The organism is Gemmatimonadota bacterium, assembly GCA_016719105.1.
GTDB lineage: Bacteria > Gemmatimonadota > Gemmatimonadetes > Gemmatimonadales > Gemmatimonadaceae > SCN-70-22.
The window spans coordinates 1-15310 of record JADKAQ010000038.1 but is presented as its reverse complement, the minus strand read 5'-3'; the positions used below and the strand labels follow the sequence as shown (position 1 = coordinate 15310).

Below are 15310 nucleotides of genomic sequence, written 5' to 3'. Positions count from 1 at the left end.
TTCTGGACCGACCACTTCAACATCGCCAATTCCCCGCCCCGGCTGGTCGACTACCGCGACGATCCGGCAGCACGCGTTAGGCAACTTCGGCGACATGGTGCGCGCCAGCATGCGCCCCGGCGATGCTCATCTACCTCGACCAGTGTGGAGCACCAAGTGGGGTCAACGAGAACTACGCGCGCGAGCTGATGGAGCTGCACACCGTGGGGTGGAACGGGGGCTACACGCAGCAGGATGTGCACGAACTCGCCCGCGTCCTCACCGGCTGGACCATCGACGGTAACCGCAACTTCTTGTATCGCGCCGACTATCACGACTTCCGGCGCCAAGACGGTCATGGGGGTCGACTTCCGGCGCGTCCGCAGGCGGGGGACGGCGGGGATGGACGAGGCGATGACGTTCGCCGAGTTCCTCATCAACCATCCGGCGACCGCGCGCCACATCGCCACCAAGCTGCTGCGCTGGTTCATTCGTCCCGACCCGACCAACACGCAGATCAACGCCGTCGCGGCCGCGTACACCGCGACCGGTGGCGACATCAAGGCGATGCTGCGCGCCGTGCTCACGCGCAACAACCTCGCAAACGCCCCGGGCTAAGCTGAAGCGTCCGTTCCACTACTACGTCTCGGCGCTGCGCACCACCGGGGTGACGGTCGATCCGTGGAGCGACTGGAACAACTGGGAGGGGGTGAGCGGCTCCCTCTGGGACCTGGCGCACCAGATCTTCGCCTGGCAGACCCCCGACGGCTATCCCGACCGCGCCGAGTACTGGGCGGGGCTGATGGTCAACCGCTGGAATGCCATGTCGTCGGTGGTGGGCAACTGGGGACAGGTGGGGCAGTATCCGCGCTTCTCTCCCACGCCCTTCATGCAGCTGCCGACCACCGCGGGGGTCGTGGCCGAGATCAACCGGCGCATGTTCGGCGGCGAGATGACGATGTCGCTGTCCACCGAACTCACGCGCTGGCTGCAGGTGAACCCAACGTCCAATAGCCGAGTGCAGCAGGCCGTGTACTACGCCGCCTGCTCCCCCGATTTCCAGTATTACTGAGCCCAGGGACATGACCGATCCACACGACGAGTGCGGCTGTCAGGAGTACCGCGAGCTGTCGCGACGCGGCTTCGTGACCGCCGGGTTGAACGTCATGGCCCTCGCCCTCCCCTCGGGGATGCCGGGGTGGCTCCCGGAGGTGCGCTGGGCGCAGTCTGCCAACAGCTCGCGCGACGTGATCGTCTCGATCTTCATGCGCGGCGGCGCCGACGGGCTCTCGCTCGTCGCCCCGTTCGGCGACGCCGCGTACTACTCGGGGCGCCCGACCATCGCCATCCCTCGCCCCGACGCCGCCTCGCAGCAGCGCGGGATCGCCCTCGACAACTTCTTCATGTTGCCGCAGGGGATGGCGGGGCTGCGGCCAGCCTACCTGGCCAACCAGCTCCTCATCGTGCACGCGACGGGGCAGTCGGCGACCAACTCGCGATCGCACTTCGAGGCCGAGCATACCTCGAGGCCGGGAAGCCGGCCGACTACGGATCGCCACCGGGTGGCTGGCGCGGCACCTGCTCACCTCGGCGCCGCTGAAGCCGACGGCGCCACTGCGCGATCCGTTAGGGTGGGGGGGGACGCGCCTCACGCTCACCGGGGCCCCCAAGACGCTCCCCATTCCGCAGCCGGAGAACTACCGACACTACGCGCCTGACGACAGCGTCCTCGATCGCATGTTCGCCGGCGGCTGGGCCCCGGTGCGCGACTCGGCCAAGGACGCGCTGCGCACAGTGAACCTGCTCAAGGCGATCGGCTTCTCGCAGTACGTTCCCGCCAACGGCGCGGTCTATCCGCAGACCGACTTCGGGAAGGGGCTGCGGGCGCTGGCGGCGATCATCAAGGGCGATGCCGGGCTCGAGGCGGCGCACCTGACATCGGCGGATGGGACACGCACGCCAACCAGGGGCCGACGTCGGGGACGATGCACACCCTGATGCAGGACTTCTCCAACTCACTCGGCGCCTTCTGGGCCGACGTGATGCAAGGGGCCGGCAGCCACAACGTGACGGTGGTCGTCTTCTCCGAGTTCGGCCGCAATGCGCGCGAGAACGGCTCGCAGGGGACCGACCACGGGCGGGCCAGCGTCGCCTTCTTCATGGGCCAGGGGATTGCCGGCGGTCGCGTGATGGCGCAGTGGCCCGGGTTGCAGCGCGCCCAGCTCGAGGACGGGCAGGACCTGCGTCACCATCGACCATCGCGACCTGCTCGCCGAGATCGTGAAGTACCGGCTGGGGAACCCCAACCTCACGACGATCTTCCCCGGCTACGTCCCGGTGGAGCGCGGGATCACCACCACGGGGGCCGCCGCGCCGGCCAGCGCCCTCCCGCGCCGCCGGAGCCTGCTGCGGCAGGGGCCGGGCGCCTGATGCACCTGCCGGACTTCCTCTCCATCGTTTGTCACCACGCCGGCGCGCGCGCCGGAGGACTCGCTTGATGCCTCGTCCGTCGTTTCTCCCGTGCTGCGTTCGCTCCTTGTCGCGGCCATCGTTGCCGCCTGCCAGGGCCCCGCGGGGGCGATGGGCCCGACGGGCCCCGCGGGGCCTGCCGGCCCTGCAGGGCCGAGCGGGGCGACGGGTCCCACCGGGGCCGCCGGACCCACCGGCGCCACCGGGCCGCAGGGACCGGCAGGTGCAACCGGCCCGCAGGCCCCCGGGCCGCAGGGACCTGCCGGGCCGACCGCCAACCGCATGCAGGCCACCGGGCGCTTCGACGCGTCGGGAACCTTCACCATGCCGTTGCCCGCGAGCGCTGTGGCCAACAACACGCTGCCGTTCATTGCCTGCTACGTGGAGCACCAACCAGCAGACTCTGGATCTCGGTGGCGCAGGTCCCGGTCTCGGCGAGCGACACCTACCGTGGCGTCACCGGGATCGGTACACCGACACCCGGGATCACCATCATCAACGGGATCGAGGGCGACTACTACTACATCCTCGCCGTATGGTGAGGTCGAGCGCGGCGATGCGTCGCCTGCGCGCCGTCTGGCGCAGCGCGCTCGTCGTCGCGCTCGTCGTGGCCCTGCCGGGCTGCGGGGGCGACGAGAAGGCTGTCGTCCCCGTGACGCCGCCGGTCGTGATCACCACCAGCGCCGCGCTCCCGCAAGCGACGGTTGGTGTGCCGTACGACGTCTCCCCTGGCCGCGACCGGGGGACGGGGACGTACAGCTGGGAGCTGATGGGCGGGACGCTCCCGATAGCCCCACGCTCACGGCGGCGGGGCGACTGTCGGGGATGCCGTTGCAGGTGGCGACGCAGTCGCTGTCGGTGAAGGTGAGCAGTGGCTCGGTGACGAGTACGACCGGTTTCACCCTCACCGTCGTCCCGCCCCCGTTGGTCATCACCACGACGGCGCTCTCCGATGCGACGTTAGGCGTGTCCGCTGGGCGACGCGACCATTCGCGTGCGCGCCGAGCGTGGTCCATTGAGCGCCGAACGTGGCTACACGCTGCGTGTGCTGCCGCCCACGCTGCGCATCGTGACCACGGCGCTCCCCAACGCGAAAGTCGGGGAGCGCTACACCGTGCAGCTGCAGGCGCGCCGGTGGCGTGGGAGGCAACGCCTGGTAGATCGACAGCGGCGCCGCTCCCCGCCGGACTCTCGCTGTCACCTGCCGGTCTCGTGGACGGTACACCGACAGCGGCCGGTACCACGTCCGTCGCCATCACCGTGCCTAGCGGGACGCAGCGGGTCACCGCTGCGCTCTCACTCACCGTCGACCCGGCCGGCTTTCCTCGTCCGTGCTCGTGACGATGCCCGGCAACGTCTTCGTCCCCCTGCTCGTGCAGCTCGCGCGCGGCGGGACGGTGACGTGGCGGTTCGGCGCGACGCCGCACAACGTGATCTTCGGCGCGGCGGCGGGGGCCCCGGCGGACATCAACATCACCAACGACCCGGATGTCTCGCGCACCTTTCCGCCTTTGGGGACCTTTCTCTACGACTGCACCATCCACCCCGGGATGAGCGGGGTGGTGGAGGTGAAGCCGTAGGATTGGCGGGACGCCTCCAGGTCTTCGAAGGCGTCCCCGCCGACATCGATTGGTCCAGGCCGCAGCTGGTGCAGCGCTGACCACGGGGGACGACGCGCGGAGCCGCCTAACGCTTGACCCGCACGCCCTTCACCGGCGAGGGTGCCATCATGTCGCCCGCAGCCTCCATGCCGGGAATCTCGCGCGCCAGCGTCCCGGTCAACGTCTCGCCGCTCGCCCGCAGCACCCACGTGAGGAAGATGTCGCGGGTCGTTTCTTCCCCGTTCATGTTGAAGGTGGCCTTCTGCTTCTGCACGAAGACCGCCGAGTCGCCGGCGATGCGACCGCCGAAGGTGGCGGGGGGCGGGATCGTGCCATCGGGGCGCGCCCCGGGGGCCAGCGTCGCGAGGAGCGAGTCGCCCGACTGGGCGACCTCGAACCTGGACTCGCCCATGATCGGCGTCACGACACCGTTCTCCATTCGGCGCCCGCGCTCGTACGAGAGGGTCCACGTGCCAACGAGGGCGGGGGCGCCCTGCGCCTGCGACGGGACGGCTGAAACAGCAGGGGCGATCACGGCCGCGGCGATGAGGGCGGCCCGAACGAGTGGCGTCATGGATGAAGGCTCCGAAAGGTTGAAAGGATCGACGTCGGAGGTTCGACACGTGTAGGCCCGGGAGGGTTTCCACCCCGCACCGGCGCTACCTTTCCGGGCAACCAGTCGCCACGGCGCACACGAGAGCCGATCCGCACATGTCGCGCGCATTCCTGAGAGACGACGCGGAAGGGGAGATGCCCGCCGCCACTACGACCTTCCCCGAGCGGGACGACCCGGGCTACGACCGAGCCGCGGCGCGCGCGCTGCTCGAGGCCGCGCGCGTCAACGAGACGCAGCTCGCCGAGCGGGCTACCGGCTACCTGTGGGGCGAGCCGACACTGCGAGCGTATGTCGAGGAGATCCTCGTCGAGGCCGAGACGGCCAAGGACGACCGGCTGGAGCAGGTGGCGCGGCGCTACCTGCGCTGACCGAGCCGAGCGATCTCGCGATCGTGCAGGCGTGAGAGCAGCAGCAACGCGCTGCTCGCCCCCAGCAACGCATACCACATGTCCGACTGCGTGTCCCACACGTAGCCCTGCGTCCCGAGGAACTCCTCGGCCCCTGCCCCAGCGCCAGCGCCGCCCCCACTCCACCAGTTCGTAGCAGGCGCTGATCGCCATGGCGATCGAGATGCAGATGAAGGTCAGCATCTTCTTCCCCTAACGTAGCCACCGCGCGACAGCACCTCGCGCGCGACCAGCACCGGGATGAAGCCCTGCGCGAAGTGCCCGATCTTGTCATACGGATTGCGGTCGATCCCAAGCACCTCCTGCATCCAGAAGCCGAAGGGGACGCGCGCATACGTAAATGCCCCGCCCACCAGCAGGATCACGCTGTGCACAAAGATCATCACGTAGAGCAGTCGCGTCAGCGGAAAGCGGCGGTACGAGTACGCCATGACCGGGACGGCGATGAAGATCGGCGCCACCTCCATGAGCCAGGTACTGCGCTCGTACGGCGCAATCCCCGACCAGGCGAGCAGGATGGCGAGCACCACGCCGAGCGTGAGGACGAGCGTGCGATCGGTCATGAGGGGCGTTGCGGCTGAGGGGGCGTGGGGCGACGGCCCACGGAAGTTGGTGGCGCGCCACGTGAGAGGCTAGTTGATTTCACCGCATGACCGCCTCACCTCGCCGTACGACAGTGCTCAAGGCCGTCCTCTCTGGGACGTGGACGGCACCATCGCCGAGACCGAACGCGACGGGCATCGCGTCGCCTTCAATGAGGCGTTCGAGGCGCACGGCATTTTCGTGGCGGTGGAGCGTAGAGCACTACGGCGCACTGCTGGCGATTGCCGGCGGGCGCGAGCGCCTGCTGCACGACATGGCGTCGCGCCCCGATGCGCCTGCCGACCTCGCGGAGCGTGAGGCGCTCGCGCGCACCCTGCACGCGGCCAAGAACGTCGCCTACGCGGCGCGGCTCGCCCAGGGGGGGATCTCGTTTCGCCCCGGTGTGCGCCCCCTGCTCGAGGAGTGTCGCGCCCGCGGCGTGCCGATGGCGATCACCACGACCACCAGCCGCGCCAACATCGACGCGCTCTTCTCGCAGCACCTGGGCGCTGCGTGGCGCGACTGGTTCGCCGCCGTCCTCGGCGGCGAGGACGTGACGCACAAGAAGCCCGACCTCGAGGTGTGGCCAGCGCGCCTTGCAGCTGCTGGGGTGGAGGCGCACGAGGCGGTCGCCATCGAGGATTCCCCCGGCCGGCGTCGCGTCGGCACGAGGGGCGGTGCCGGTGGTCGTGGCGCGCAGCATCTACCGCGGACACGCCGATCGAAGGGGCGACCGCCGTTGGGGCCCGGTTGCTACGCGCCGCGGATGGACGCCGGCGCTCGTGCCGGACGACGACGCGTCCGACGGCGACGAGCAGGTCACGCTGGACGACCTCGCGCGGTGGTGCACGTCGACGCGTTAGCTCGGCACCTCCCTAACCTTCCGCAGCGACCCGCCCTCCTGATCCCCGCGGTACCAGGCGAGGGAGCGCGGCCCCGGTGACGAGCCCCAGCACGACGCCTCCTGCCGCCACGATCGCCAGGAAGAGCAGCGCACCGGCAATCCCGCGCCGACGTTGTGCCCGTGAGCGCATCGGCCGCGCGCGCCGTACCGGCGAGCGTCCAGCCGAGGGCGCTCGCCGCGAGCCACCACGCGGTGCCGTGCACTCGCGCGCGAAGGAGCAGCGCCTGCCACGCCCCCACGATCACCCCGCCGATCGTGACGCACCACTGCAGCGAGTAGCGCAGCTCCCACTCCCGAAGGGCAGCGATATCGGCAATGAGAAAAGGAAGCGCGAGTCCCACCCCCGAGGCCACCACCCACGGCCACGCACCTCCGAGCACGGGGCGCATTGCCCGCCCCTGCAGCAGCCCCACCGCGATCCCCATCCCCAGGCCGACGAGCACCTGTGCCCCCCCGATCTCGATCGCCTCGCCAACGAGCGCCAACACGAGGATGCAGGGGACGCCGAGCAGCCAACCTAACGACGTCGCCCGCAGCCAGCCGCGCATGGCGATCGGCACACGGTCGGGCGACGGCTGGGTGCCGGTCATGCGCCCGGCGATGCCGGGGCGGCGACGAGCGCGCCATCGGGGAGAGACGCACACGCTTCCTCTCCCTGAGTGCCACCCCTCGGTACGTCACGTCGCGCGCCACCCGGCACGACTGCAGCTTGCCGTTATGGTGCAGCATGACCTGCGTCGATCCGGACAGTTCGCTGATGAACGCCCCGGACTTGCAGGGAATGGTGTCGATGGTCGCCTCGCGCGAGAGATAGCAGAGCGCGAGCCGACCGTCCGGATGAAATCGCACCGCCCACCCCTTTGTAGCCGGTCCCCTTGCAGGGAATGCCTTGCAGCTGGGCGTCGCGCAGCAACCATGCGCCGTCGAGGATGCCCTCCAGGGGTGAAGGCGAATCCAGCTCCTTGGCCAGCAGGTTCCTCGACGAGCGAGTCGGCCGCGAGCGGGCATTCCTCCAGCGTGCCCGTTGGCGTGCAGTGCAGCGTAGGCGCGACCGGTGGGACCGCAACGAATCCCGGCGACGACGGTGTCGCGGCTCAGGCGAATGCGCGTGGGGGCGGGCGACTGCCCACGCGCCAGTGTGGTGAATGACAGTGCCGCAACGGTCGCCAGCAGACAGGGTATCACATCGAGGATCTCACGCCGAGTCGTCGCATGCCCGTGAATGGCGCATTCTACCTCTGCTACGCGACACTCGACATCCGTGTTTCGCCGCGCCACCAGGGAGAAAAGCCGCCGCGCTGCACAGGCATTCTGGATCACGCGTCCGCGCGAGCTCGAGACGGACGAACCGCCTCAGGACTCCGGCCGGAGGTTGAGGAAGGCGGCGATGAGGTCGGCGGTCTCAATCCATTCGCGTGTCTCGCGCGCGAGCAGCTTTCACCCCGGGGGTGAGCGTGTAGTACTTCGCACGCCGGTTGTTCTCCGACGGACGCCACTCAGCGGCGATAGCCCCTTCCTGCTCCATCTTGAGCAAGGCGGGATAGAGCGTGCCGTAGTTGAGGGCGAGGCGGTTCCTGCTCGTCTCTTCGATGCGGCGCGCGATGCCGTATCCATGCAGCGGTCCCAGGACGTCGAGCGTCCTGAGGATCATGAGGGCGAGGGTCCCCTGCTTGATGTCGAGCTTCCCCGGCATGCGCCGTCCTATTGGATGCCAAGATGACGGTAGCGGGGATCCGGCGAGCACGCAACGGTGGCGCGGCGCGCCGTCGCGATGGTTCGTCGGTCGGCGCTGACGACCCGCCACGCCCGCGTTCACTTGCGCCCCATGCGCTCCAGCAACTCGCCCAGTCGCCGAATCTCCTCGCCATAGCGGCTCCAGTCGCCTTCGCGTTGCGCCTCAATCGCCGCCTGGTAGCGTCGCCGAGCCTCCACCACGAGACTCTGCAGTTCGGCGCTCGCGGTGCCGGCCACCGTGTCGGCCCCTGCGGCGGGGCGCTGCGCCACGGCACCGGTCACCGGCACCGCCTGCGTGATGGGCGCATCGCCCCCGCCGGCAAAGAGCGCCTGGAGCGCCAGCTCCAGCGTCTCGCGCATCACCACCTGGTTCTCGTAGGCGACCAGCACGCGCTTGAGTTCGGGGATGCGGCCCCCTCGGCCTGGAGGTAGAGCGGCTGCACGTACAGGAGCGCGTGATCGATCGGGATAACGAGCAGGTCGCCGCGAATGACCTCCGACCCGCGCTGGTCCCACAGCGAGACCTGCCGTGCGATCTCGGTGTCCTGGTTGATGCGGTTCTCGATCTGTCGTGGGCCGAACACCAGCGACTGCCGGGGGAACCGGTAGACGCGCAGCTTTCCGTACTCCGCACCGTCGTTGCGCGCCACCATCCATGCCGCGAGGTTGTCCTTCCCGCGCGGCGTGAACGGCCAGTGTAGATGAACTCCGCCTGGGCTCGTCAGGCAGGCGCATGATGATGTCGGCCGCATGAAGGGGACCGCCCGTCGGGGCGCGTCACCACCGGGACTGCCACTGGTCTTCCCGATGGTAGAACTCCTCGGGCTTGTCCATGTGGTAGGTCGAATACAGCGCGGTCTGGGCGCGAAACATGTCGTCGGGATAGCGCACGTGCGCGCGCAGGTCCTTCGCCATGCTGTCGATGGGGACGAAGATCCCCGGAAGACCTTGCCCAGGTGCGCACCAACGGATCGTTGGGGCGCTGACATAGGCGGTGACCGTCCCGTCGTACGCGTCGATCACGACCTTCACGCTGTTGCGCATGTAGGTCACGCCGTCCGGCGACCGAAACGAGTAGGGATAGCGGGATGAGGTGGTGTAGGCGTCCTGGATCCACTTGAGCGTTCCATCGTCGGCGACCACGATATAGGTTTCGCGGTCGAGCTTGAGGAAGGGGAGCGCCTTGCGGATGCGCGTGACGATGTTGCGGTGGTACAGCACGCGGCTCTCGCTGGTGATGTCGCCCGAGAGCAGGACCTTCGAGTTGCCGAAGTGGAGCGCCAGGAGCATGCGCCGGAAGAGGCCGCCCACCGGGACGCCGCCCTTGCCGGCATACGCGGTGTAGATGTTGGCCTCCCCTGCGGGGTAGTCGAACTCCTTCTGCCGCGTCCCCACGAAGACGAAATCCTGGGCCAGCTCGCCGTAGTAGATCTGCGGGCGCGAGACCTTGAGCGACCCGGTCGTCGCCGGCGGAAGGTCCTGGATGAGCAGGACGGGGAGCCCCTGCGTGGTGACCTGGTTGACGGGGCTCATCGTGAGCCCCATGCCATGGGTGAAGGTCAGGTGCTCGTTGATGAACGTGCGCGTGGGCAGCGACTGTGCGTTGAGTTCGCGCGGCGAGAGGAGGACCTGGCGGTACTTGCCATCGATCCAGTACCGATCGTCGTCGACCGACACGAAGTCGTAGTACGTACGGATCTCCTGGAGCTGGCCAAAGGTTCGCAGCAGCGGCGCCCGATCCCACAGGCGCACGTTCTCGATGGTGGCCGCGTTGGCGCGCAGCGAGGCGAGCGTGAGCGTCGGGACCCCCTCGAGGTCGCGCGACTGTACGCTGTCGATCCCCCACGCGCGTCGCGTGGCGGCGATGTGGCGCTCCAGGTAGGGGGTCTCGCGCGTGAGCTCCGTGGGGGCGACGACGAACTTCTGCATGATCGCCGGCACGATCCCGCGTCCCAGGATGGCCACCGACACGTAGCCGCCGACGGCGAGCACGCCGTACCACCCCAGCATCCGCCGCGCGCCGCCCACGAGCACGACCACCGCGGCGGCAAGGGCGGCGATCGCCGACACGCGGATGGCGGGGAGCGTCGCGTGCAGGTCGGTGTAGCTCGCCCCCACCAGCGGACCAGTCGTGGAGTACAGCAGCTCGGCGCTGTCCACGAACCAGAGGCGAAGCGCCGTCACCACGAAGGGGACCGCCAGGAGAATCGCCAGGTGCGCCGGCCGACGGTTCGATGCGCAGGCGTCGCGGCGAGACGACCACGTCGCCCCGAAAGAAGTAGGTCGGAACCGTGGCCAGGAGGGAGACGAAGGCGAGCGTGCTGATCATCCCTAACGCGACCGAGAGCGCCGGGAGGGAGAAGACGTAGTAGCCGATGTCGCGTGAAAAGACGGGGTCGGCGACGTCGAACGGCGTGCGGTGCAGCCACTGGAGCAGCACCTGCCACGTGGCGCTTACGCCCAGCCCGAAGACGATGCCGAAGAGGATGGAGATCGGCAGGCGCAGCCGACGCGTCGCCCCCGCCACATCGACGGGTGCCACCGTCTCGCCCATCCGAACCATGACCGGCTCGGGGACCACGCCCCGCTGCGCGATCGACAGGTTGAGGTACAACGTCGCGCTCCCGACGGCGCCCGCCACGAGGAAGAGCAGCAGCCGAGTGGTGACGGTGCGGACGAAGACGACGTCGTAGCCGATCTCGCGGAACCACCAGAGATCGGCAAAGAAGCCGCTCGCGGCGGGAACGACGATGAACAGGAGGAAGGCGATCGCGACGGCGATCACCAGGGGAGCTCTGCCTCGACGCACGTGACACCTCAGGGTGTCGGGAGGACGGCGCGCCTGGGTGGGAGGAGCAATGGGCTGGGCGCAGCAACTGCCTTCAGCATCACCACCGGGCGCGGCAAGGACAAGGGCGCGCCGGATCGGCGAATCGCGCGCGGTCGCTTACTTCGTCTTGGTCGACCGCTTCGCCGCCGCTTTGGTCGTCTTGCCGGAGGTCTCCCGCGTCGCCGCGGCGGCCCCCTTGCTCGTCGCCATGTGACGAACCGACGCACGCACCAGCTCCTCGAGCACGCTCACATCCACGTCGCGCAGCGAGTTGAGGTAGAGGCACGACTTCCCCGTCTTGCACTTCCCCAGTCGCGCCATGAGTTCGCTGTAACGATCGAACCCCGGCATGATGTAGAGGACGAGGTTCTGCTTGCGCGGGGAGAAGGCCACGACGGCCAGTCGCCTTCCTGCCCGCTGGCATACACGTAGTGGTAGCTCCCGAAGCCGACGATCGCGGTCCCCCCATCGCGGCCTTTTCGCCGGATGCGTGCTCCATGAGGCGCTTGACGGCGAGTGCATCGGCGCGCCGCTTCGGATCTTCGATGGCGGCGAGAAAGGCGGCGACGCTGGCGGTGGTGCGCGTGGTCTTGGGTTCAGCCATGCGTGATCATCGGGGACGCGGACGGCGTGGCGCGCAAGGGTGACGATCGCCCCCCGCCCCTCCCGCCCTAGTTGAACGGCAGCAGCTGGCTCTCGCGGGTGTTCACGAACCAGATGATCCCGTCGTAGTCCTGCGGCAACAGGACGCGCTCGTAGTACGTGAGTGGATTGGTGGGCGAGTACACCGAGCCGATCGACCGCATGAAGACCGGACGCCGATTCAGGACCGACGTGCCGGTCTCGCCCGACAGGACCTTGCGCGTGTCGAGAATGAGATGCGGTTCCAGCGTGGCGTTGAGCATCCCCTCGAGCGTGAATCCCCCGTCGGGGCCGTTGATCGTCTGCACTTGCAGCTGACCGAACGCGCCGCTGGCGAGCTGTGTCACCGCGTTGAAGCGTCCGTTGCCGAACGTGAAGGCGACGTTGCGGTACTGGTCGCCAAGGGCGTTGGCGAGGTGACGCCCCATGGTGTTGGGGCGCCGGCTCACATGTCCGTTGTGCGCCCACGCGAACAGTCGCGCCTGCGGGTCACGACCGGCAATCCAGAGCACGTTGTCGGCCATCGCCCGGTCGCGACGGTTGAAGAGCTGCGTCGCGTCGGTGGTGCGCGCCATGTGCTCCACTGCTGGCCCAGGGTGATGTACTGCTCGAGCCACGCGGCATCCTCGCCAAGCTGCGCGCTCCACCCGGCGCGATGCGCGCGCAGTGTCGGCGAGCGCGGCGAGGCCCGCCGCGCACGACTCCTGTTGTGCCACAGGGAGCGCCGCATACGGCGCGCTGTTCAACCGCCGCGCGCCGTCGCGCACGCCGTCAAAACAGCGCACGGCCACCGCTCCTTGTGCCTGCGCCGACGCGCTCACGCGACCCAGCATGGCCGGGAGGCTGTCCAGCGCCTGGTGCGGGAACTGCATGTCGAAGCCGAAGAAGCGGATGCGCGGCGTCCCTGCACGCACGTTGTAGGTGCGCATCCACTGGATGAAGTCGAGCACCTCCTGCGTGTTCCACGTCCAGAAGTAGAGTCCGGCCAGGAGCTTCGCCGGATCACCCTGGCCGGTGGTGATGTAGCGCTCGAGGGCCCGCGCGCCCCGCCGATGATGCGACCAAGTTCGGCGAGATCTGCCGTGCCCGACCCGGCCATCTCCGTGGCGAACGGTCGTGCTGCCGACTTGAGCCAGTCGACGGTCAGGTTTAACGGGATGCCGGTCCCCTCGAAGTCCAGGTCCTCCGGGGCCTGCGCCAATCGCTCGAAGTACTCTACGACCGCCACGCTGTCGAACGGGGCAGACGGCGATGCCGGCACTCCGGTGGTCGGCACACTCGCGTCGACGACCTCGAACGAGACGTCGTCCAGTCGGGCGACCCCGCTCCCCGACAGGAGCACGCCGATCGTGATCCCCACCGCGTCGTTCGGCACGTCCAGCACGATCGAGTGGTTGGTCCACGTGCTGCTCCCGAGGATCGCTCGGCCATACCCGATCATGTTGTCGAAGCCGACGGTGCGCGTTGGCGCATCGATACGCATCCAGAGTCCGGCGCCTCGCCCCGCGACGCTGTCGGCCCTTACGTAGCCCGAGAGGCGCACCCGCCGGCCGCGATAGCCGGCGGCTGAAATCGCCTGCGAGACAAAACCGAATTGCCCGGTGTCGGGACGCGCAGTGGTCGACCGTATATAGGCCGACCGGCCGTTGCGGCTCACGGCGAGATCGAGCCCGAACTCGTGGCCGTTTCCAACGCTCGCCCCCGCCCATGGCGACCCGACGCCGCGCTGGAAGTCTGGCGTGACGGCTGCCGGGTCCTTCGTCCCTGGTTCGGCGGGGTCGCTCCCGCAGGCGGCGAGCACCGCGCTGACGAACGATCCGGCGATCAGACGCGTGAGTGTGCGCATCACGAAACTCCGTCCGGTGGGGCGAAGGCTGAAAAGCGTCCGGGCATCGCGCTGTTACACCCGATCAGGCCCGGCGTGCCCGGCGCTCTCGGCGTTCGTCTCAGCGAGCCTCCTGACGTCCACGCAGCGCCTCCGCGATCGCCCGCTCCACGAGCGGCGCCATCAGTCCATACCCCTTGTCGTTAGGGTGCACTCCGTCGCCAGCCAGGTCGGCGCGCATCCCCTGCCGCGCATCGGCCATCGCCGAGTGGTAGTCGAGGTACACCGCCCCGTGCGCGGCCGCGTACTGCTTCATCCACGCGTTCAACGCGACGATCTTCGGCGCCGGCTCGAGCCCCGGACGCCAGGGATAGTCGAAAACCGGGAGCACCGACGACAGCACGACCTTGATCCCGTTCGCCTGCGCCAGCTCCGCCATCGACGCCAGGTTGTCCTCGATCATCTCCAGCGTCGACGCCCCGGTGTTGCCGGCGATGTCGTTGGTCCCGGCGAGGATCACCACTACTGCAGGCTTGAGTGCGATCACGTCCTGCCGAAAGCGCACGAGCATCTGCGGCGTCGTCTGCCCACCGATGCCCGGCCGACATAGGGCTTGCCGGGGGAACATCGTGCGGGAAGTAGGCGCGCCCACCCCTCGGTGATCGAGTTCCCCATGAAGACCACGCGCTGCTCGCCAGCGGCGGAGCGCCAGAGGACGGCGTTGTCAGCGCGGTAGCGGCGCGGTTGGCCCAGTCGGCCCGCAGGCGTTCCCGTCGGCGGTGCGCCTTGGGGAGGGCGACGGCTGCGACGACGCCTGGGCCGCGGACGAGTCGGGCGACAGCACGAGCAGGGCTCCGAGGACAGGAGGAGAACACGAGAGGGCAGCATGCCTGGCGGGACGAGAGGCGACTGGGCCGGCGGAGCCGGCGCGCTCCCCGGGCCCGAACCTGACACGCTCGGAGACCGTCAACAAGGGTCGAGGCGACCTCAGGGGCAGCGCGCCTGCGCGGAAACCGGGCGGGCGAACCAGACCGGCTCGAATCCGCACCCATTCTGCCCTCCAGCCCCCCGGCTCCTCCCCTGAACCCCGCCCCCCTCCCCACGTAGTTTGCAGCACGCGACCACCCCATCCCCATGTTCTCGACCTGCATCTTCTGCAATAAACCGCTCGGCCGTAACGAATCGATCGAGACGTTTCCTCGTCGGCGAACGCCTGGCGTTCGATCCGGCGCGTGGACGGCTCTGGGTGGTGTGTCGCAGTTGCGAACGCTGAACCTCTCCCGCTCGAGAGCGCTACAGGAAGCCATCGAGGAAGCCGAGAAGCTGTATCGCGACACGAGGCGCCGAGTTTCGACCGACAACATCAAGCTCGCCAGCTCGCCTCGGGGCGACGTCGTCGCATCGGCGACCCGCAGCGTCCCGGAGTTCGCCGCGCGGTACGGCGATCAGTTCGGCCGCCGCAATGCGCGATCCTCACGGCCGGCGGTGGGGATCGTCCTAGTGGCCGCCCTCATGGCCGTTGGAGCCGCCGCAGGCGTGGCGGTCGCGGGGGCTTCGGCTTTCTGACGTGCAGGTGGGGCGCAGCCCATTTTCGGAGGCGGCGACAAATGGTGGGCTCGTGTTCGCACGGAGCGTCATGGCGTCGTTGACGTGCGGCGCCACCCCGGCCGAGTCGTCGATCGCCACCACCGATGACGGCCGGTTGCGCCTGTTCCTGCGCT

General features: G+C 69.0%; 12 protein-coding genes and 7 pseudogenes. 9 read left to right on the top strand and 10 right to left on the bottom strand.

All coding sequences use genetic code 11. The annotated features are described in order from the left end of the window. The 6 genes and pseudogenes from IPN47_23745 to IPN47_23720 all read left to right on the top strand — a co-directional run bounded on the left by IPN47_23745 (position 1) and on the right by IPN47_23720 (position 4028). Positions 1-602 (top strand): annotated as a pseudogene (locus IPN47_23745) (DUF1800 family protein). Continuing rightward, on the top strand, positions 530-1051 hold the full coding sequence (locus IPN47_23740; GenBank protein MBK9410997.1) for a DUF1800 family protein: 522 nt from the start codon (positions 530-532) through the stop codon (positions 1049-1051). The pseudogene IPN47_23745 and the gene IPN47_23740 overlap by 73 nt, the downstream one beginning before the upstream one ends. A gap of 10 nt (positions 1052-1061) precedes the next feature. Further along, positions 1062-1697 (top strand): hypothetical protein, encoded by a 636-nt coding sequence (locus IPN47_23735; protein ID MBK9410996.1) that lies wholly within the window; start codon positions 1062-1064, stop codon positions 1695-1697. A gap of 33 nt (positions 1698-1730) precedes the next feature. Further along, complete coding sequence (locus IPN47_23730) at positions 1731-2477, top strand: DUF1501 domain-containing protein (GenBank protein ID MBK9410995.1); 747 nt, start codon at positions 1731-1733, stop codon at positions 2475-2477. A gap of 22 nt (positions 2478-2499) precedes the next feature. After that, entirely contained in the window at positions 2500-3789 is a 1290-nt protein-coding gene (locus IPN47_23725; protein MBK9410994.1) for a hypothetical protein, read from the top strand. Continuing rightward, entirely contained in the window at positions 3786-4028 is a 243-nt protein-coding gene (locus tag IPN47_23720; protein MBK9410993.1) for a hypothetical protein, read from the top strand. The genes IPN47_23725 and IPN47_23720 overlap by 4 nt, the downstream gene beginning before the upstream one ends. Positions 4029-4134: 106 nt before the next feature. Here the strand turns inward: IPN47_23720 and IPN47_23715 are convergent, their stop codons facing one another. After that, on the bottom strand, positions 4135-4623 hold the full coding sequence (locus tag IPN47_23715; GenBank protein ID MBK9410992.1) for a hypothetical protein: 489 nt from the start codon (positions 4621-4623) through the stop codon (positions 4135-4137). A 137-nt stretch (positions 4624-4760) separates the two neighbouring features. Here IPN47_23715 and IPN47_23710 point away from each other — a divergent pair, with 137 nt between their 5' ends. Further along, positions 4761-5033 carry a hypothetical protein gene (locus tag IPN47_23710; protein ID MBK9410991.1) on the top strand — a complete coding sequence of 91 codons (273 nt, stop codon included), beginning with the start codon at positions 4761-4763 and terminating at the stop codon, positions 5031-5033. Here the strand turns inward: IPN47_23710 and IPN47_23705 are convergent. Further along, positions 5021-5635 (bottom strand): annotated as a pseudogene (locus tag IPN47_23705) (DUF2238 domain-containing protein). The gene IPN47_23710 and the pseudogene IPN47_23705 sit on opposite strands and share 13 nt — an antisense overlap. Before the next feature lie 76 nt (positions 5636-5711). Between IPN47_23705 and IPN47_23700 the strand changes: the two are divergent. Beyond that, a pseudogene (locus tag IPN47_23700) lies at positions 5712-6597 on the top strand (HAD hydrolase-like protein). A gap of 1314 nt (positions 6598-7911) precedes the next feature. Here IPN47_23700 and IPN47_23695 read toward each other — a convergent pair. The 8 genes and pseudogenes from IPN47_23695 to IPN47_23660 all read right to left on the bottom strand — a co-directional run bounded on the left by IPN47_23695 (position 7912) and on the right by IPN47_23660 (position 14264). Next, a pseudogene (locus IPN47_23695) lies at positions 7912-8251 on the bottom strand (PadR family transcriptional regulator). Positions 8252-8370: 119 nt separating this feature from the next. Continuing rightward, positions 8371-8682, bottom strand: coding sequence for a hypothetical protein (locus IPN47_23690; protein ID MBK9410990.1), 312 nt, complete (start codon positions 8680-8682; stop codon positions 8371-8373). Beyond that, a complete protein-coding gene (locus tag IPN47_23685) occupies positions 8652-9044 on the bottom strand; it encodes a UPF0182 family protein (protein MBK9410989.1) in 393 nt (130 codons plus the stop codon). The genes IPN47_23690 and IPN47_23685 overlap by 31 nt, the downstream gene beginning before the upstream one ends. 25 nt (positions 9045-9069) lie before the next feature. Next, complete coding sequence (locus tag IPN47_23680; protein MBK9410988.1) at positions 9070-10506, bottom strand: UPF0182 family protein; 1437 nt, start codon at positions 10504-10506, stop codon at positions 9070-9072. Between the two features lie 43 nt (positions 10507-10549). Continuing rightward, positions 10550-11218: pseudogene (locus IPN47_23675) on the bottom strand (UPF0182 family protein). 120 nt (positions 11219-11338) lie between these two features. Continuing rightward, positions 11339-11726: pseudogene (locus tag IPN47_23670) on the bottom strand (DUF1801 domain-containing protein). A 67-nt stretch (positions 11727-11793) separates the two neighbouring features. Continuing rightward, a complete protein-coding gene (locus tag IPN47_23665; GenBank protein ID MBK9410987.1) occupies positions 11794-13167 on the bottom strand; it encodes an erythromycin esterase family protein in 1374 nt (457 codons plus the stop codon). A gap of 543 nt (positions 13168-13710) precedes the next feature. Continuing rightward, positions 13711-14264: pseudogene (locus IPN47_23660) on the bottom strand (SGNH/GDSL hydrolase family protein). A gap of 576 nt (positions 14265-14840) precedes the next feature. Between IPN47_23660 and IPN47_23655 the strand changes: the two are divergent. Further along, a complete protein-coding gene (locus IPN47_23655) occupies positions 14841-15155 on the top strand; it encodes a hypothetical protein (protein MBK9410986.1) in 315 nt (104 codons plus the stop codon). Positions 15156-15310 lie beyond the last annotated feature (155 nt).

What these genes read in the sequence shown, in the direction of transcription:
- IPN47_23735 (MBK9410996.1), top strand. Translation starts at nt 1,062, where the DNA reads ATGACCGATCCACACGACGAGTGCGGCTGTCAGGAGTACCGCGAGCTG.
- IPN47_23715 (MBK9410992.1), bottom strand. Translation starts at nt 4,623, where the DNA reads ATGACGCCACTCGTTCGGGCCGCCCTCATCGCCGCGGCCGTGATCGCC.
- IPN47_23710 (MBK9410991.1), top strand. Translation starts at nt 4,761, where the DNA reads ATGTCGCGCGCATTCCTGAGAGACGACGCGGAAGGGGAGATGCCCGCC.
- IPN47_23685 (MBK9410989.1), bottom strand. Translation starts at nt 9,044, where the DNA reads ATGCGGCCGACATCATCATGCGCCTGCCTGACGAGCCCAGGCGGAGTT.